Genomic DNA, 20300 nt, shown 5'->3' with positions numbered 1-20300 from the left:
TATTGATACAGCTATCGTACCACAATCGGGATCAGTTTGAAAAATAATGGCTTCATGGTATACCCATAAAATCAAAATATGAATTGATGATTATGTATAAAAAGGAAACCTTCTGGCTATTCTATAATTATCGACATCACAAGTGTCGTAGACAACCGCGGAGAAGACTTACGTTTCCCCATAAGCTCTTCGTCCGGTTTCTCCTCTCCCATGAAAGGAGACCTCGAAAGAGGTCTCCGAATAAAAGCCTATCAGAGCGAGCTCTGGTAGGCTTTTATTTTTGCATTGCACTCGTACCCATATTTCGTCAGAACCATTACCCTGATGTTGTGTTATCTTGATCCAAATTTGGACCACCCGAATACAGGTCTTAACAACCTATGAAGCCAAAAAGCGATGACCGTGCCCGCAGTCCATGAACTGCGATTCTGTAAGTAATCCATGTACTGATCGCTGATCATGTAGGTATTCGTGGAGGCAGGACTCTTCAAACCGAACTGTTCCCATTGGGCTGGATCATTGGAACCTTCGAGCATTGCTAGCATATTGGCGGACTCTTTAGCTATTTTAGCCGGAATTTGTTCAAATGCTTCGGTGATATATCTGTGGAATTCATCCATTGGATTCTGGTTAGTAAGGCTTTCCAGATGGATGCTCTCCCGTATATAAGATGCGTATGCTAGATGGTCTGCCCAGAACTCGTCCATATAAAAAAGGCGAACTCGTTGCTCCGAAGGACTCATAGGTAGGTACCCATTCAGTATTCGGAACCGCTCCTCATGTAGAATTCGTCTCTGATCTTCTATCATATCCGAATAACCGTTCAGTTCCTGCTGAAGATCGAAGTTTTGCCCCATTATAACACGCTGAATATGCTCCAGTTTGCTATGATATATCGGCTCATTGAGACGCCCATCCTGTTTTGGTACGCGAATTGCATCACGAATGCCGAACTGAAGCAGCAAATCATCCTCTAAACTTACATAAAAGACAGAATCTCCAGGGTCTCCTTGGCGACCCGAACGTCCGCGTAACTGGTTATCTATCCGTACACTTTCATTCATATGTGTCCCAATCACATACAATCCACCCAGTTTCACAACCCGGTCTACTTGAGTAGGATCACCTCCCCCAAGCCGAATATCGACACCACGCCCTGCCATATTGGTTGATACCGTTACAGCGCCAATTTCTCCAGCTTTAGCTATAATTTCTGCCTCTTTTGCATCATTCTTCGCATTCAAAATATGGCATTTCACCCCCGCACCAGCTAGGGCTTCCGCCAGTTTGTGAGACTCTTGAACACTTGACGTACCTATGAGCATTGGACGCCCCGTTGCATGAACAGTCACAATTTCTTGTACCAGCGCTCTAAGTTTGGCTTCTTGGTGTGTGTATATCCTATGTGCATGGTCGGTTCGTTTGATTGGCTGGTTCGGCAGGATCTGTACAACCTCAAGTTCATACATCCTTTTGAATTCCATGCTGGAAGCTAGAGCCGTAGCCGTCATCCCGCTAATTCTTGGATACAGACTAATAAAGTGTTGAACGGTAATCGTTCCAAGAATCTTTCCGCCAACTTTATATTGCAATCCCTCTTTGGCCACAAGCGCTGTTTGCAAACCTTCTGGTAAGTATCGATTCTCTGCCACACGCCCCGTAAATTCTTCAATCAGTTCTATTTCACCATTCCTAACGATGTAGTCGACGTCTCTTCTTAACAACGTTTCGGCATGTAATGCACAATTTAATGACGTTAACAAGTGACTGTTATGGTGATCGTATAAATTGCCACACTCTAGCAAGGACTCCACCTTCGCTGAGCCTGTTTCATTCAAATATACGTTACGTTGAAATTCGTCGAAATGATAATGCTCCAATGGCACGAGCTGTCTAGCCACTTCAGCGAAACGAATATAATCACCGCTAGAAGCGCCAGACTCTCCACTAATGACCAATGGAACCCGTGCTTCATCAAGCAGCAATGAATCTGCTTCATCGATAATAACAAAGTGAAAAGGGCGGTGCACCAGATCGTCTTGGTGTAATGCAATCGTATCCCGCAAATAGTCAAATCCGGCTTCTTTGGCGGTCACATACGTTATATCCTTGGCATAAGCTTCCTGTTTCTCACTCAGACTCATGCCCGTTTGTACTGAACTTACTGTTAAGCCTAGAAAACGATAAATGGGTCCCATCCACTCCGCATCGCGATGTGCTAAATAATCGTTAAACGTCAGCACATGCACTCCCTGACCAGTCAATGCATTCAAACAAGCGGTCATCACAGCAGATAAGGTTTTCCCTTCCCCCGTCTGCTGCTCAATTAGTACTCTCTCATGTAAAGCGATAGCAGCTGTAATCTGCACATCATATGGCTGTAAACCAAGCTGTCTCTTCGATACCTCACAGACTATTGCGTAGAGATCAACAAGTAGTTCCTCTAAGGCTGTGCCCGAGTTAGCCTTTCTTTGCAATTGAAGAAATTCAGCTTGTAGCTGTCCATCGTCCCATGCTGCCAAATCCTTTTTCCTAATCAGGTTAACGATGCTTCGATAGCCTTCCAGCCTATGTCTAGAATCACGCTCTTTGAAATCTCGTACCAACTTGACGACGGTATTTAACACATTCAGCCCTCCTTAGAAAAACTACACGATTCGATGATGACTACAGTAAATTAGATTGCTTCATACGTGTTTATTTATCTACTCATCCTTTAACCGTCGTTCATATAGAAATACAGATACAATTGTTAGTACAATCGTCCATACCAAAATAATGATCAGTGGTTTCAATAGCTCTCCCATCGTATAGCCCGCAGGAGAGATACTTAATAAATGTACAAGCTGACTGCTTGGCATGTAATCCAGCACTTTAAAGATCGAATAGTCATTCACAAGTTGCGCTCCCCAAGGCGCCCCAGCAAATATGGTCGCTACAGGAAGTATAGTTAACGATGCCTCAAGTAACGTCTTAGAGAACAAACCACATATGGTTCCGATTGCAGTATACAGAATAGTGGATATGAAAAGTGCTGTTACATACGCCCACATACTAGCTGGTACGTAACCCAATATGTATGTAACGACTGCGAGAACAACACCAGACATGACAAAGACCAAAGCACTTTTTCCGATTAAAACATCTGTGGTTGTCGCAGGGGTCATCATTAAAGAACGCAACGTATTACGTTCCTTTTCTTCAGCTATTAAACAAGCTTGTGCTAGACAAGTCAGAATTACAAATGAGCAATTGAGAAGAAAAGCAATCGCTTGCGAAGACGAACCAGCACCACGAAATAGAAAGGCAAAAACAATTGGAATAATTAGAGTAACGGAAATGCCGTAATTACGTGAGAATTCTTTGTAATCCTTAATAAATATTGCTTGAATCCGTTTTAATGAGATACTCATAGTAACTCACTTCCTGTCAGTTTGATAAAGATCTCGCCAAGACTCGGCTCTTTTGTTTCTATTCGATCGATTAGTCCTTGTTTCATCCAATCTGCAATGAGGTTAGCTGTTTCTGCACTAATTGGAAGCTCATGCGATTCTCCATTTAATAGGTCCACAGATATGACGTTTTCACGATGTTGTTTTTTTAGCTCTTTGGGCATTCCAATGGTTTGAATCTTTCCTTCATACAAAATTGCTATACGATCGCATAACAATTCAGCTTCAGCCATGTCGTGTGTTGTTAAGAAGATCGTTGTTCCTTTCTCGTTTAAGTAACGCAGCCCTTTATAGATATGTAAAGAATTCACTGGATCTAAAGCCGAGGTAGGTTCATCCAAAAATAATAATTCGGGCTCATGAATCACCGCGCATGCCAAAAGAACACGCTGACGCATTCCTTTTGACAAGAGATGAATTTTCTTTTTGCGTTCTCCACTTAAGTTCACAAATTGTAATACTTTTTCAATCGAAGATGCAGAGAGATCATATAACTGACAATATAACTCCAAATTTTCTTCTACGGTTAACCTCTCATATAGACCACTGTTATCAGACAACATACCGAAGCGCATTTTCTGAGCCGATTGATACATCATCGATGCCGACTGGTTAAACACCTTAGCCTTTCCGCTGGTCGGGGCTAACTGCGCAGTTAATATCTTAATTAATGTTGTTTTTCCCGAACCACTCGGGCCAAGAAAACCAAAAATTTCACCTCGGGGAATCGAAAAAGAGACTTCTGATAACGCATCTTTTTCACCAAATCTCTTTCGAATATGCTCCACTTGAATCATGGCCATTCAGATCACTTCCTTATTGTTGATGTTCTCAGCATATAGAGATAGCATGCCATCAACCATCAAAACTCGCTGAAATGTAGCTGTTCGCGCCTGAATGGTACCCATATGGGCTGAATGGATTCAATACAATATTTCCCCGGAAATCAAATATTCAGATGTGCTTTTAATTCTTGTAATTTGGAACGAGATAATGGGACAACCGCATCTTCACCTGTATTTAATCTTAGGCTATAGCTATTCTTCGTCCAAGTAATAATCTCTCTAACTTTTTGTAGGTTCACAATATAGGAACGATGACATCTAAAAAATCCGAAGTTCAACAATCGCTGCTCAAGCTCGGTTAACGTCAGAGCACAGGCAAAACTTTCTCCACCAACATGCACAAGAATCGAACCATTCAGACTTTCGATATAATCAATTTCAGGCGGGTTAAATAAGATGACTTTGTCATTCTTTTTCGTATAAATCTTCTGCAGCGTTATATTCGGTTGATCTTGTTCATGTACCTCCTGTTCCTCCACTTCTGTATCTCGAATATCTAATGGATGAAATCCCTCTTCGTTCAGGCGATAAATCGCATCACAAGATATCATGGCATCCTCTAAATTCGAAGTTAAAATCAAGATCTGTTTGTCTTTCGAAAGGTCATCTAAAATTCGTTTGAAAGAACGACGATCTTCTTCTTCCAGATAAAAATATGGTTCCTCCAACACAAGCGTAGGCTGATGTGCAAAAAATACGCGTAGCAATGTCACAAACATTCTTCTCGATGAGCTTAGATGCTTCATTTTTACTTTCCGTTCTTCTTTTAGAGCAAAATAATCAATTAACGTAGCAACATGATCATTTCTTTCCGTTACTCGGATCAAAAACATAATTAGCTCTTCTACTCGCAGATTCATATATTCGCCTAGTTGCACTCGAAACAAATGGTATTGCGCATGATCGGCCAATTGATCCATCAAAAGCTGCTTTCGCTTCAAGTCTGTTATAATGCCAACCAATGGATTGTTATCCAGATTGAGCTCGATCTTTGGTATCGTTAATTTCCCATGCGTGTAGATTGGTTCAAATTGCATAATATCCTCCCAGATTAGTACTTCGTAGATTATAAAAACCTTTTTTCTTCCATATAAGGAATGTATCTACATTAATTCAATACTAAAAAAGGCCGACTAATATAGCTCATTTAGTCAACCTCACTCGTTAATCTGCTGTGTGTTTTGTGCATATGGACTCATAATTAGTTGTCCTCGCCAAGTACCGCTCTTAGTTTCCGATTGGTACGTCGTAATTTGATCATCGTCGTCATCAACAACACGATTGGTAAAAGTACTAACCATGATTGTTGTACAATCAACAGCAACGACAGGAGAACTAACCCCGTCCACACCATGATCTCGATAACCTCATGTTTTTGCAGCACCCGCTTGAACCCTTTGCGTGAAACAAGAGCTATTAAGAAGTATACTAGCAAACAACACAAGACCAACATCGCTATTCCACCTAATAATACGATGAATCCAGATAAAAAATACATTCTTAGTTCCCCGCCTTACTCCGTATCTATTTTCCCTATCTTACCAATAAAATAAAAGTTCTACCATCTGCTTTGTCGTTTATGTTTATCCCATATTCTTTTTTGCTTGTTTTCTCCTATACGTTGTCATCATACTAATCATAGGCACCAGAATACCTGTTATAGGTAATGCCAAAGTCCAGCTTTGATATCGAATGGCTTGCACGATGACAAAGACGATGGATAGAACAAGGAGGATCTGTATAATTCGATAACGATCTAAAGAGTGCCTCCATATTTTCCTAGCCACATATCCAATCAGGAAATAACCAATTAATCCGTAAAAGGCAATCATGCCAAGTATCGTAAGCAGCACTATTCCCGTGTTCACAACAATGCCTCCTTTTCAGAAGAAGGTATTACGTCCGTTACATTAATAATTACCTCACTTCTCCTCACTAATTACCGTCGCATTATAGATAACGATACGTTTACCATCCAGATCAAACAATACTTTATTACCATACTCCGTATCCTGTAGGTCAATTTTGCCCTCGTACGTATGAATCAACTCACCCGAATCACTGTATACCTTAACTACTCGTTCAAGCCCGCCCGCATTATTTGATCTCATCGTTTTGAGTGCACGTTCTCCGGAAGCGGTATTGAAATACCATATGAAGCACCCCACAATAATACCAAGTACAGCTAAAGAGGTAACCCACACACCCGTTTTCGCTTTTCTACTCATCAAGTAATCCCCTCCATCATACGATGTCTACTATCTAATTTAATACGAGTTTGTATAGATACGGTTTCATTGGAAAAATGTTCGTCCGCCTTAGCGTATACAAATAGAAGAGGCCTCCATCTGATGGAGACCTCTTTTATTTACTTATTACTATTACAGTGAGCGAATTACGAATTCAAATTCCAATTCACCATTAGAAGCAATTCGGTATTCTGGATGAACTGGAGCACCCCAGCTATCATCACCGCCGACACCCATTTGTTTACCAGCAACAGTCACGACAGTATAGTGCACAGGAGGCAATTCATACGCGTGTTGTGCATTTTCCAATTCAAATGCTGTATATGGAGAAACATTGAGTTCAACCGGAGCAGAGGCCGCTTCGATCTTGAATCCGCGTCCAGCATTATCCGTTACTTTTGCCCAGCGTACGCCTGTACGGTTACCAGACTCCTGTGGAACAAGGTACGGAGCAACTGTATCAGCAACCGTACTTGCATGGATACCCAAACGCGCGCCGAAAGCACGGTCAGCATAGTTCTCTTCTGGTCCAAGTGCGAGCCACTCGACATTGCTGAATTCTGGCGATGTTTTGAAGGAAAGTGCATGGATTGGAAGCTCAGGCAATCCTGCGGTTCCTTTGTATGCGTTATGCACATGTACACTTCCATCATTACGTACGGTATAAGCAACCTTCACTTGCACATCAGCGGAGATGTTCAGCTTATAAGTGAATTCAATACGATACGCATTGGATTGCTGTTCTGCTTTCCATTCCACACATCTTGGCATCAAACTTGCTGCATACCATGCGCCAAGCTCGAAGCCCATTGCAGTTCCTTTGTCATTGTCTGTTGTTGCACGCCAGAACAATGGCAGTGGAGGCTGAGCAATCGTTTCACGTCCTGAGAATTGAAGTGATACCAGTGTTCCAAATGCTTTGGAGAACAAGGCATGTGTCTGTCCAACACGTACCCCGATGTGAACATCGCCTTCTACCACACGAATCTCATGAACTTGATTTGCATCAACAGAAGTAGTCTCATTAGAGCTATTCTCTTGTTTGAAAATGAATTGCCCGAATGCAACCTCTTCTCCTTGGTCTGCCCACAATGTAGCAGATTTCAGAACGAATGCTGTATTCACAGCATATTCAGCAGCGGATAGTCCTTCTACATCAATTGGAAGGTTTACAACCAGTTCGCTTTGCGGCTGAACGTTCACTTCAAGTGTGCCACGAACGACTTCATGACCTTCGCGCTCCAAGCTGTAAACCAGTTCAAGTGCAGACGTATCTGCGAACAGATTATCATTCACAATTTTAACTGCATTACGATCTGGGAAAAGCTTAATGTTTTGATACAGGAATTTAACCTCCTGCATTTTCGCAGTCACTTTACGGTCTGCGTGTACAATTCCGTTACCACAGAAGGAATAGTCCGAAGGCCGATCTCCGAAGTCTCCACCGTAGGCAAGGAATTCTTTACCGTAACGATCTTTTTTATATACCGATTGGTCAATGTAATCCCAGATGAAGCCACCTTGATACATTGGATATTTGTCTTCAAGCTCGGTGTATTTATGCATACCACCGATGGAGTTACCCATAGCATGCATGTATTCACAGCTAATATATGGCTTCTCAGGATTAGCGTTCAGGAACTCTTCAATGTCAGCCGGTTTCGCGTACATACGGGATTCCATATCACTTGTATCGTTGAAACGACGATCATGGAATACACCTTCATAATGTACCAGACGTGTAGGATCAGCAGACTTAAAGTATTGAGATACTTTATAAATGACCTCACCACCATGGGATTCGTTACCACATGACCAGATGAGAATCGACGGATGGTTTTTATCCCGTTCAACCATGGAAATTGCGCGATCCATAACGATATCATGCCACTCTGGTTTGTCGCCTGGAATAACCCAAGAAGGCTCAACTACACCCAGCTTCTGCCAAGATCCGTGTGTCTCCAGATTCATTTCGTCGATCACATACAGTCCATATTCATCACACAGCTCATACCATAGACTTTGGTTCGGATAGTGTGATGTACGTACTGCATTCATATTGTTCTGTTTGATCGTACGAACATCCCATAACATATCTTCCTTCGTCACAGCACGTCCACGACGTGGGTTGAACTCATGGCGGTTCACACCTTTGAATACGATGCGTTTACCGTTGATGTGCATGACTTTGTCGATCATTTCAAATGTACGAAATCCAACAGCCTGAGGAACGACTTCAACTAATGCTCCGTTGGCATCATATACACGAATGTAGAGACGATACAGGTATGGAATCTCTGCACTCCACAGGTTTACTTTACCGATCTCTTCACGAAGGCTTACAAGCCCGTCCTTAACGTCGGATGCGAACGTGTTAACTGTGTTTCCTTCCGCGTCACGAAGTTCAGCTTCAATCTTAGCTCCTGCAGCAGCTTGACCTTCAAGCTTCAGATTAACCTGCAACGTACCATTCGTATACGATTTGTCCAGATCTGTACGAACATGTACATCGCGAACATGAGCAGCAGGTACGGTGTACAGATACACATCTCTGAAAATACCGGAGAAACGCCAGAAGTCTTGATCCTCCAGCCAGCTACCTGTGCTACGTTGGTAAACTTCAACCGCTAGCTTGTTCTCACCGTCCTGAAGGAATGGTGTAAGATCGAAGTCTGATGGTGTGAAGCTATCCTCACCATATCCTACGAATTGTCCGTTAAGCCATACATAGAATGCAGACTCTACGCCTTGGAACGAAATATATACAGGGTTGTTCTGCCAACCTGTTGGCAGGTGGAACGAACGAATATAACTTCCAACTGGATTTTTGTCCTGTGGTAATGCTGGTGGACGCAGTTCATTCAATCCATCCCATGGATACTGAGTATTTACATATTGCATCTGACCGTATCCTTGAAGCTGAATATGTCCTGGAACCTCGATATCATCCCAACCCTCACTGGAGAAGTCGGACTTGTAGAAAAACTCTGGGCGGCTGTCTGGACGAACCGCATAGTTAAATTTCCATGTTCCGTTCAGATCATAACGCATGTTCATTTGACCTGAAGTAATGGCCTCTTCCATCGTTCTATAATATCTGTGATCAGAGTAAGCATGAAGACGATTTACCTCAAATACACTAACGTCGCCCAACCAATTAATATCTGCTTGTGTTGCTTTCATCGGCTCTCTCTCCCTTGAACGAAAATTTACTTATCTCTAAAATACATTCTCCACAACGGATTTTCATAAACAAACAGAAAGACAGAGGCACGCCATCTCTGGCGTCCTCTTCTCTCCTCTTGCACTCTGTCCATACTGGACGTTTATGCTGTTTTCATTATTTAACGGAACCAACCATACCTGCAACAAAGTGTTTCTGCATGATGAAGAATACGATTGCTGTAGGCAGTGTTGCAATAACAATCGCTGTCATGATTACTCCGTAATCCGGAGCGTAACCTGCACCGAGGTTCGAGATCAGCAATGGAATGGTCTGTTGGTCAGGCGTTTGCAATACAATGAGTGGCCACAGATAGTTATTCCAGCTGCTCATGAACGTGATGATTGCTGCCGCTGCATATGTTGTTTTCATCGTTGGCATGTAGATCTTCAGGAAGATCCCAAGCTCACTCAGACCATCAATACGACCAGCTTCCAGCAAATCTTTCGGGAACATTTTGGTGTTCTGACGGAAGAAGAAGATCAGGAACGCTGTTGCGATGGTTGGCAGAATAACAGCTGCCATCGTGTTAATACCGATAACTGGAGTAACTCCAGAGATCGTTGCAAACATACGATATAGTGGTACCATGATCGCTGCAAATGGAATCATCATGGACAACAATAGAATATTAAACACGATATCACGGGACTTCGTACGGTATACTTCGAAACCATAACCAGCCATGGAACCAATTAACAATGCCAATACAGTGGAGATAATTGAAATCAGAGCTGAGTTCCCCAGAGCCTGCACTAGATTTGTTGAATCAAGCAATTTGCTGAAGTTATCAAGGAAAGCTGAACCTGGCAGCAATCTGCCCTTCGTTACATCAACTGATGCATTTGTTGCACTGACCAGCATCCAGAAAAATGGGAAAATGGATATAAACGCGACGATGGATAAGAACACATATGTGAAAATCCGTTTTGCTTTAGCTTTAGCCATTTTTATTATCACCTGCCACTTTAAACTGGATAATGGACAATATAATGATCAAAATTACGATGGAATATGAAACCGTTGCTGCATAACCGAAGTCCGGTGAATATTTGAACGAAAGGTTGTAGATGTATTGTGAAATCGACATGGTCGCGTTACCCGGACCACCTTTAGTAATATTCATAATCTCATCGAAGATCTGCAATGTACCAATTGTTGATGTGATCGATGTGAAGAGGATGATCGGTTTAAGCAAAGGTACTGTGATTTTGAAAAATTGAGTGAATGCATTGGCTCCGTCAATTCTTGCTGCTTCATAGATCGATTGATCGATGTTTTGCAAAGATGACAGATAGAAAATCATATTATATCCGGTCCAACGCCAAGTAACGGCGATTATGATCGTAATTTTAGCCCAGAATGGGTCTGTAATCCATTGAATAGGATCGCCAATAATGTGCAAGCCCATTAATGCTTGGTTAACCATACCATCTGGAGCAAACAAATATTTGAATACAACAGAGTAAGCTACAAGTGAAGTTACACAAGGCAAGAAAATCGCTGTACGGAAGAAGCTCCGGAAGCGCAGTGTGCTGTCATTCAGCAATACGGAAATAAACAAACCGAGAATAATCATTACAGGAACTTGAATGATCAAGTAAATAAACGTATTGAATAATGCTGTACGGAACGTTGTATCAATGAACAACCTTTTGTAGTTAGAAAGGCCCGTAAATTCAAGATTGGCTCCTACACCAGACTTGAAAGATAAGAGCAGCGCTTGGATCATCGGATAGAAGTAAAATGCAACGATTCCGACAACAGCCAGCAAAACAAAAGCCCATCCAGTCAAATTATTTTTCTTTTGGAGACTGTCTCCTGTATTCATGGCTTTCACAGTATGGCTCCTCTCTCTCCATGGAACATGGGTAGAACCCACAGAGCCTCTCGTCATTTCCAGTCGACTTCTACCGGACATGAGAGATGGCTCCGAGTTTCATAGGGTTCTATAAGTTACCTTGGATATCTTAGTTAAATTGTGCTTCAGCTTGTTTTTGTGCATCAGCCAGAACGTCGTCAATTGCTTTGCCGTTCAGGAAGTTTTGCATTTCAACAACCAGGATATCTTCGATTGCATAAGTGTTGATACCGTAGTTTACGCTTGGAATTTCTGTAGTCCAGTTAGCGAAATCAGTGAAGATTTTTTGTCCGCTGAAGAATTCATCTGCTTTAGCATAAGCTTCACCATCAACTGCTGGTTTGTACGTACCGATTGCACCGATGTTGTTCAACAAATCTTGATACAATTGTTTGTCAGAACCAAATGTTTTTGCCATGAAGTCAGCAGCTTGATCTGCACCAGGAACATCCATTACATACCATGAGCTACCACCCAAGTTTGTTGCGTGTACAGAGTTTGGTTGACCAGCCATTTTTGGCATAGGAGCTACAGCCCATTGGCCGGACTGGGAAGCTTCTTGACGAATAGAAGGTGAGATCCAGTTACCAGTTGGAACTGAAGCTACGCTACCGTTGTTCATGTTTGCAATGAATTGGCTCCAGTCAGAGTGCAATTTAACAATGTTTGCATCCATCATCGCTTTGTAAGTTGTGAAAGCTTCTTTCAGAGCAGCGTTGTTTGCCAAGTCAGGTGTTTTACCATCTTCAGCTGAATACCATTTACCTGCTGTTTGAATCATCATACGAATGATTCCGAGGTCATTTGGATCAAGAGAAAGAAGTTCTTTACCTGTTTTCTCTTTTACAGCTTTACCGATTTCGATGTAGTCATCCCAAGTGATGTCTTGCAAGTCAGCAGCTTTGTAACCTGCTTGCTCCAGCAAGTCTGTTCTGTAGTAGAGACCTGCAACGCCGGAGTCAAATGGTACGCCGTATTGTTTACCATCAAATGCTGTTGGTCCGAGTTTGTAATCTGCAAAATCGGAAGCCGTGATGGAAGAAGACAAATCTTTAAATGCATCAGGATATGCATTCAGGAAGCTTTGTGCACGGTAATCTTCAATCAGAACGATGTTTGGAAGACCGCTGCTTGTTCCGGAGTTAAGTCCAGTGTTCAGCTTTTGAATGATGTCCGCTTGCGCGTACTCAATGATGTTAACTTTCAGATCAGGATTTACTTTTGCATATGCTTCTTTTGCTGTTTCCATTGCAGCAACGTTAAATGCTTTGTCCCAAGCCCAAATTGTGATTTCATTTGCTTTCTCGTCACCGCCACTAGCTGTTGAACCTCCGCCACCGCCGGATGAACATGCGGACAATAACAATACTGTAGCGAGCATCAATACCCACATTTTTTTCAAATCATTCAACTCCCCTTCGACCTCTTTGTGTGTAAGTTTGTTTGCGTTTTCTGAAAGCGGTTGCTTCCGATGTATTCATCTTATCATTCCCAAATACTCATTCGTTAGTAATAATTTTGTACGGATTTGTCATCTTATTGCCACAATGAAAACCTTTACAGAAACCGCTTGCACTAAATTTAGTTTTTTGTAATTTCTTTTGATTTTGTAATTTCTCAATCTAGATATATTACAAATGTGCATTTTCATTTTGAATAAAGCATGAAAAAGCCCCTCTTCTCCGACACTTGCAGAGAACGAGGGACTTCAGACAACACGGATATATAGTAATAAAGTAGGGGGTACACACTCATCTATTATTTCGTAATCAAAGGCAGGGTAACAGTTACTCTTGTTCCTTCCCCCACATTACTCATAATTGTGACACCGTAGGGTGCCCCGTATAATAGCTCAATTCGGTCGTGTACATTACGTATGCCTATACCGCTGAAGAGTTGGCGGTTATTTTTCGGATTAGGTAATGTCTCTCCAATATTAAGCCCTTCAATCCCGTCACCATTATCCATAATTTCGCAGATGAGTGATTCGCCTGCTCTAGAGACCAGAACATGAATCGTCCCTGTTTCCTTCTTGATAAATCCGTGGAAGAAGGCATTCTCGATAAATGGCTGAATGACAAGTTTAGGTACGTGGTAGTGCGTACAGTCTGGAGCCACATAGAAGGCTGCTTTGATCCGCCCTCCATATCTGACATGATTAATGAAGACGTAATTTTTCAGATTCTCCACTTCTTGCTCTACTGTGACCGTCTCACTGACATCGCTAATCGTATTCTGCAACAATCCAATCAGTGCATTGATCGTCTCCGCTGCACGATCCTTGTTGCCCTGCTGAACTAGGACTTTAACAGATGCAAGTGTGTTATATAAGAAGTGTGGGTTAATCTGGCTCTGCAGAGCCGCAAGTTCCGCATTACGCTGATCCCGTTGTGTCTGTACTAACTGATCTACATAATCATGCAATTCATCAAGCATGTAGTTATACGCATGACCTAGTTGTCTACTCTCGTAACTGCCACTTACCGGGATATAGTTGTCGAGATCACTCTTCGTAATGTTGGACATCTGTTTCACCAGTCTGCGCAGTGACTTGGTAATCTGACTTGTTATCAGGAATACTAAGATTAAAGCACCTACTACGATAGCGGCGCAAATTAAAGCAACGGTCTTCATATCGATGAGTTGACCCATAGCGAGCTCTTTATCCACGACATTGACTAGGTAGAATCGGTAAAAAGGCAGATACTCCGACAAAATAATGCTATCCTGTCCCATTACACGCGCATTAATGTTTCTCGAAGGACTTCCGTTCATTTCCTGAGCGTAGGACAGCAGTTCGGGCTGCGTTGTTCCAATCCAGTCTTCCCGATTAGAAGACACAATTCTGCCTTTCTCATTCATAATGACGACGTCATTACCTCGACTTGTAAAGCTGGCATAGAACTGCCGGAACGCATCTTCTCTCATGGTGACATACAATGTTCCGTATATTCGGCTGCGCATTCGATCTGTCAGCGCTTTAGTCGCGGAGATCATCTGCAGCTTCCCCGTGTCAGTCTCATTATAAAAATCGTCAATGATAAGACGACTCGGCGACTCGGCCGCTTGAATCGTAATCGGTAGCTGCTTCAATTCATCCACTGACATCTCAAGATGAGCGCGATTGGTGGAATAGCTCCGCCCATTAATCCCCACGATGGTAATCCCTACCTCGTATGATTCGGTTATGGTCTGAACGCGATTCATCGTTCCCCTCATATTATAGAAGGATTTGGCCATGGAGATGGAATCTGAGTCGCCTTCCGACAGGAAACCGCGAATGGCTCCACTCTGAGCAACATTATTGGTAACAGCAGCCACTGCATCATTAAAGGATTCAAAATTCGTTTTAATCTGACTAAGCACCTTCGAGTTCGTAATGCTAAACGTATCTGTAAATAAGTTCGTTGACATATGAATGGTCGTCCACAGAATGAGCACAGAAACTAGAACGATGCTGACGACCATAACTAGAAATAATTTAGGAAATAATCCAAGGCTCGATAAGCGGTTCATCCATTTCTTCATGATCTAATCCTTCTGACTTTAAGCCCAGAATTTGCGCCGATACCGGCTTGGTGATAACCCAGTGAATTTCTTGAACACTTTGCAAAAGTAACTATGATCCGAATAGCCTACCCTGCTACTGATCTCAGAGATCGTCACATCGTCTGACCGAAGGAGTTCCTCTGCCTTCTCAATGCGAATTTTGTTCAGATATTCGTTAAAGCCTTCTTTTTTGTGAGATGAGAAATAACTGGATAAGTACGACGGATTAAAATGAAAATGCTTCGCTACGTCAGCGAGCCCCAAGGGCTGATCAAAATGCTCATGCATATATTCCAGCAGCATCTTCATGTTAGGGTCGCTTCTACGGCTACCTTCACCAGATGTGCACGCATGCACTTCTCCCATAAATGTATCCAGTACATCAATCGCTTCACGAAGCGTGGTTGACCCGTCTACATTTTTGAAATACGTATACTTGCTCTCTTCTAGAGCGCCGGACTGAACATCCATATCTGAGAGGGTAATCGTCACGTTGAAGATGAGATTACCAAGGAAAGACTTAATACCAAACACATCTGCAATATAGTCTCTTCCAAGTGTCTTGGCATGATCCTGCAAATATTCTCTCGCTGCCTCCGTGCGATTTCGTTTAATGTGCTGCAAGAACATATTGACGTTAAACTGATAACCCGCTGGATGCAAAGGAGGCAGTTCACTGTACACCAAGAGAGGACGATCTTCAAAATAGAAACGATACTCCATCAGTTTGATCAGATGATTCCGGTACACCTCACCCATCGCTTCAAAAGAAGTAAAGCTGTCACTTAGTACCCACGAAGAACCGGGTTCCCCAGCTTCATGATCGACAGCTAGATGTTTGATCCGGTCAACCATCCATTCATCCTTCACAGGATCAACATTAAGCAATACAACTGGTAGCTCACCTTCGGCCGGTACAAGCGCATACTCTACATCTGGCAAATGTCTCTTAAGGGCTAGCGTCATCTGTTCTTTGTCTATAAGGGTATGCTGCTTCGTATTGGAATCCTTGAGCCGGAACACAAGCAGACGGAAGCAAGTGTGCGGGAACGTCTCTTGGACAACATCCATCTCTTCATCTTCACTCAGGGTAAAGCCTGACAACATTTTCTCCATTAATTGTCCAAGACGCCACCCATCATGTGATGGTTCAAACTGCAATTCGGGGATTTTGCCCGCCGTGCGTTGCAGCACCTCTAACAATTCATTTGTATCCAATTTTGGTTTCAAAATATAATCTGCCGCTCCATGCTGAAGGGTTGAGTGAACATATTCAAATTCACTAAAGCTGCTAAGTACGATCACTTCGATCTGCGGATGATGTGCTTTTAATGTACGAACAAACATTTCGCCATCCATAACAGGCATCACAATGTCGGTAATTACAATATCCGGATTCAGCATGCGAACCTGCTCAAGTCCTTCTTCACCATTGGAGGCTTCGCCCACGATCTGAAAACCTTCTGCCTCCCAATTCATATGATGCTTAATTCCTTGTCTTACAAGAAATTCATCGTCAACAATCAATACCTTGCACAACCGGTTCATGATCGCGACCCCCTTATCTAGTGTTCCCTCTATATCTCTACAGATTATACCTTATAAATATCGCGTACGCCGCAGTAATGTGTTAGCGGTTACACAAAAATTAAGGCAGTTGTATCTCTATTTTTATATCCTGCGACGATTCATTCATCCAGGGTCATTCCGTCGGTTCTGAGGTCAAAAGTACCATACATCCTTATAGTATATACCTATATTACACTATTTTTCGACAAAAAAAGAAGCCCCGGCCAAGTTGAAGCATTTTGGCATCTCAGGACTTCTTATATTACCTTGATTACCTACTAAGGTTCAATCCCCCATTGCAAATTCCCAGAAACATGACCAGTTACTTTAGACCAATCCGCATACGTGGAGTGGCTGCTAGCAAAGGAATAGTCATCGGTCTGCGTATAGTTAGTCCAATTGTTTTTGGAGAAGCGTGTTTGGATTTCCGTACTTTGCCCCGCGGCAAGTGTACCTGCGGCGCTCGTAAATCCGATCTCAAGAACATGATCTGCCCCAGTTACTGGTGTTGCAAGAGCACTGAAGTTACCCGTCACATTCGCGCTGCCAACGGTTGCCCAATCACAGAAAAAGTTCTGAGGTTCATTCCCATTAATGGTGTAATAATAACGGATCTTTACGTCTGCCAGATTGAGCGCTGTAGTACCTGTATTGGTCAACTTAAACTTAGGATTAATCGAACTGCCGGTTGCTGCTGTTGACGCATTGTACATTTCAATTCGCACAGTACCTGTCGGCTCTGGATGAGGTGTGGTTGTATTTTTAACATTCAGATTCAAATTGGCATCGTTACCTGCACTAAACACGAAACGGAGTGCAGTCTTGCCCACAGGCAATGTGGCTAGATACGTTTTACTTAAAATGACTTGGCTGCCTGAAAGGGTATAATCTGTATCTTGGTTAAGCGTGCTGTTGCCTGAACGAATCGAACTTAACGTATTACCGTTTAGTGTCATGTTAATGGCAATGTCAGCCTGATGGTCTGTAGCCAGATCAAATTCAGCAGTCAACGGATTAATCGCTGAATTCAAGATCGGAGGATTCTCCCCTCCACCATTGTTGCCACCAACTGGATCAGCATAAAGGATGCCACGTCCATTCGTTCCCAGATACACCCTTCCATAAATTCGAGGATCTCCCGTAATGGTGGTAACACGAGCATATTGGTGCTGATCATCATTAATGCGTACCCAGCTTGCACCTCCGTCATCGGAGCGGAAGAAACCGCGTGTCCCATCGATTTGGGCGATCGTGTATAAAGCAACGACATCCTGTCCAGGAGCTGCTTTACCGAAACCGATACTATCGGCTTCTTCCACGTTGGACAATTTGCTAAAGGTAGCTCCCGAATCTGTTGAACGCCATAGTCCATAAGGACCACTTTCCTCATTACCACCAGCAAACCAAACTTCTCCCTCAATGCCCGGAACTGCATCTAGATCTGAATTGCCATCTACAGGAAGACCTGTTGCTGCCGAAGCTGTGAACGAAGCTCCACCGTTAACACTTACATAGATTTTGCCTGCTGCGAATGCATAGAACTTATTTGGATTGACACGATCGGATATGACTTTGGCCTGTGCAGGTATACCAGAACTTGCGATCCATGAGTTACCACTTGTCGCAGAATAATACACACCTTTATCTGATGTGCTCCAGACCAGACGATTTCCATTTGCGGAAATTGCTACTGTGCCACCCCCTGCTGTGCCAGCAGGCTCAGCATTGGCTTTGTACCATGTCGTTCCACCATCGCTGGATAAACCGATCGATTTCGCATTTGGATCAGCACTGTAATCAGCCTTACCTACACGTACCATAGTTCCTGGACTTAACTCCGCAAAATCAAGACTTTCTGTTGAAGCATAATTGGGATTCGTGAAAATTGTTGCGGGAGCTTGATCCAGATCATTATGACGGAAACCTGCAACATCCCCCACGCCGCTGATTAGATGTGCCCCACTAGGTGGACTAATCAGATCTAGTACCGCTATTTCCTCCAAACCTTTGGCCTTCACGGAAATATCTATTTTCGTATCTCTATCCCAATTCGTTAGATTATCACTTCCATATATTGTCGCACCTGTTCCATACATCATACGATCCGAATCAAATGGATCAATCTCCAGATCGCCGATCATCCATCCAAGCTTCGGAGACACTTCCGGTGGAGCCGGATTGACACCAAATGTTAGCCATGGAGCTGCTGATATGTCTTGTGTATAACGCATTTTACGATTAGGATAACCGTCGAATTCCCAGATTCGTGTCCAGGTGTTCCCCCATCCTTACTGCGGAATAGATTGGCATCTGGCCACCATGAATTCAGGGTAGCAACCATTAACGTGCCCGGTTTTTGCGCATCAACTGTAAGTCCACCATACCCAAAATAATTATCTGCACTGCTGCTTGGCACCGGGCTGATGTTAGTCCATGCTCCTGTTGATGTGTTAAACTTCCACAAGTCGCCCTTCTCGCCATCATACGGGCCTACTCCATCACTGTATGAGATATACAGACTGCCATCCGAATCTAGCACACCATGGTGTGGCAAAAAGCCAGTAGGTTGTCCGGGAACCGCCGTCCAGGTCGTGCCTGCATCCGTGCTACGATAGATACTTTGATTCTGGTCAGCCACACCCACGTAGATCGTTTGAGTAGCTTGTCCCGCTGAACCCGTCGTTTTATCAAAGGTGATCCATGCTAGACCGACAATATCACTGGTATAATCGTTAGTAGGATCTTGTACATAGGTTCCTGGATTCGGAAAGCTCGTCACTTTGCTCCAGGTTGCTCCATAATCCGTGCTTTTCCAGAGCCCGTTACCGCTTCGCGCACCTAAGTACAAAATACGATTGTCATTCGGATCGATGACTAGCCGTTCTCCCATCGAACGTCCTGGCATATTGCCGCCAACCTTGAACGGAAGAGTGGTTGTCTGCCAAGTATCCCCTCGATCCGTTGATCGAAGAATGGAACCGTTATTCTGATCCCATGAATTAGTGTACGTCCCAACAGCCATATATACCCGATCAGGGTCAATTGGATCTGTTGCAAGCGCATCTACCCCGTTTTTGTTCCAATCGTCCCAGCCGACAAAATCAGTCAGCGGAATCCAGCTCTCACTAGATGGGTTCCACCGGTAGGCTCCTCCAATATCGGTACGAGCGTAGATCAGATCCTTTTCAGACTCATTGAAAATAATACCGGGAACAAAGCCACCACCACCGCCAGTCACTACACTTTTCCACTGATAGGGTTCCGATGGTGCAGCTTCTGTTGTACCTGCAAGTATTCCTAGTGATGCCGTAGCCACAACAAGCGTCAAACCTACCACTCGCAATTTTCCCAAAAACGTTTTCATTTTACTTCGCCTCCTCTTCAATATGTTCATTACATCCGGTTCAATCCTGCAGTCTCAGGATGACTTAATGCGTAAGCATATCGTATTTCTACCCCAGTGCCCTCTTACCGGAACAAGCCCCACCTCCTCTCGGTCGCTCTTAATTAAGCGCTTACAATAAAATCGATTGCTACCGACTCACACATCCC

Annotated in this window: 13 protein-coding genes and 1 pseudogene; all 14 read right to left on the bottom strand. The window is 43.3% G+C overall.

Annotated features, from left to right (window positions below; genetic code table 11):
- Window positions 1-332: 332 nt before the first annotated feature.
- The gene (locus tag DMB88_RS10850; protein WP_128101364.1) at window positions 333-2627 is read right to left on the bottom strand and encodes a preprotein translocase subunit SecA; all 2295 of its coding nucleotides are present in this window, start codon (window positions 2625-2627) and stop codon (window positions 333-335) included.
- Between the two features lie 78 nt (window positions 2628-2705).
- Window positions 2706-3413 (bottom strand): ABC transporter permease, encoded by a 708-nt coding sequence (locus tag DMB88_RS10845; RefSeq protein ID WP_128101363.1) that lies wholly within the window; start codon window positions 3411-3413, stop codon window positions 2706-2708.
- Entirely contained in the window at window positions 3410-4255 is an 846-nt protein-coding gene (locus DMB88_RS10840) for an ABC transporter ATP-binding protein (RefSeq protein WP_128101362.1), read from the bottom strand. Before DMB88_RS10840 ends, DMB88_RS10845 begins: the two co-directional genes overlap by 4 nt.
- A 143-nt stretch (window positions 4256-4398) precedes the next feature.
- A complete protein-coding gene (locus DMB88_RS10835; protein ID WP_128101361.1) occupies window positions 4399-5334 on the bottom strand; it encodes a LytTR family transcriptional regulator DNA-binding domain-containing protein in 936 nt (311 codons plus the stop codon).
- 164 nt (window positions 5335-5498) lie between these two features.
- The gene (locus DMB88_RS10830) at window positions 5499-5795 is read right to left on the bottom strand and encodes a hypothetical protein (protein WP_128101360.1); all 297 of its coding nucleotides are present in this window, start codon (window positions 5793-5795) and stop codon (window positions 5499-5501) included.
- 85 nt (window positions 5796-5880) lie between these two features.
- Window positions 5881-6165 carry a hypothetical protein gene (locus tag DMB88_RS10825; protein WP_128101359.1) on the bottom strand — a complete coding sequence of 95 codons (285 nt, stop codon included), beginning with the start codon at window positions 6163-6165 and terminating at the stop codon, window positions 5881-5883.
- A 54-nt stretch (window positions 6166-6219) separates the two neighbouring features.
- Window positions 6220-6525 (bottom strand): hypothetical protein, encoded by a 306-nt coding sequence (locus DMB88_RS10820; protein WP_128101358.1) that lies wholly within the window; start codon window positions 6523-6525, stop codon window positions 6220-6222.
- A gap of 153 nt (window positions 6526-6678) precedes the next feature.
- Entirely contained in the window at window positions 6679-9729 is a 3051-nt protein-coding gene (locus DMB88_RS10815) for a beta-galactosidase, LacZ type (RefSeq protein WP_128101357.1), read from the bottom strand.
- Between the two features lie 157 nt (window positions 9730-9886).
- Window positions 9887-10717, bottom strand: coding sequence for a carbohydrate ABC transporter permease (locus tag DMB88_RS10810; RefSeq protein WP_128101356.1), 831 nt, complete (start codon window positions 10715-10717; stop codon window positions 9887-9889).
- Window positions 10710-11600 (bottom strand): carbohydrate ABC transporter permease, encoded by an 891-nt coding sequence (locus DMB88_RS10805; RefSeq protein ID WP_128104407.1) that lies wholly within the window; start codon window positions 11598-11600, stop codon window positions 10710-10712. Before DMB88_RS10805 ends, DMB88_RS10810 begins: the two co-directional genes overlap by 8 nt.
- 139 nt (window positions 11601-11739) lie before the next feature.
- Window positions 11740-13032: an ABC transporter substrate-binding protein gene (locus DMB88_RS10800; RefSeq protein WP_128101355.1), complete on the bottom strand. Its 1293-nt coding sequence runs from the start codon at window positions 13030-13032 to the stop codon at window positions 11740-11742.
- A gap of 356 nt (window positions 13033-13388) precedes the next feature.
- Window positions 13389-15158 (bottom strand): sensor histidine kinase, encoded by a 1770-nt coding sequence (locus tag DMB88_RS10795; RefSeq protein ID WP_128101354.1) that lies wholly within the window; start codon window positions 15156-15158, stop codon window positions 13389-13391.
- A gap of 18 nt (window positions 15159-15176) precedes the next feature.
- Window positions 15177-16727 carry a response regulator transcription factor gene (locus tag DMB88_RS10790; protein ID WP_128101353.1) on the bottom strand — a complete coding sequence of 517 codons (1551 nt, stop codon included), beginning with the start codon at window positions 16725-16727 and terminating at the stop codon, window positions 15177-15179.
- A gap of 299 nt (window positions 16728-17026) precedes the next feature.
- Window positions 17027-20112 (bottom strand): annotated as a pseudogene (locus tag DMB88_RS10785) (X2-like carbohydrate binding domain-containing protein).
- Window positions 20113-20300: the final 188 nt, after the last annotated feature.

The organism is Paenibacillus sp. DCT19 (genome assembly GCF_003268635.1).
Taxonomy (GTDB): Bacteria; Bacillota; Bacilli; order Paenibacillales; family Paenibacillaceae; genus Paenibacillus.
Note: the sequence above shows the minus strand (reverse complement) of the source record. Positions and strands in the feature narration are given on the sequence as shown.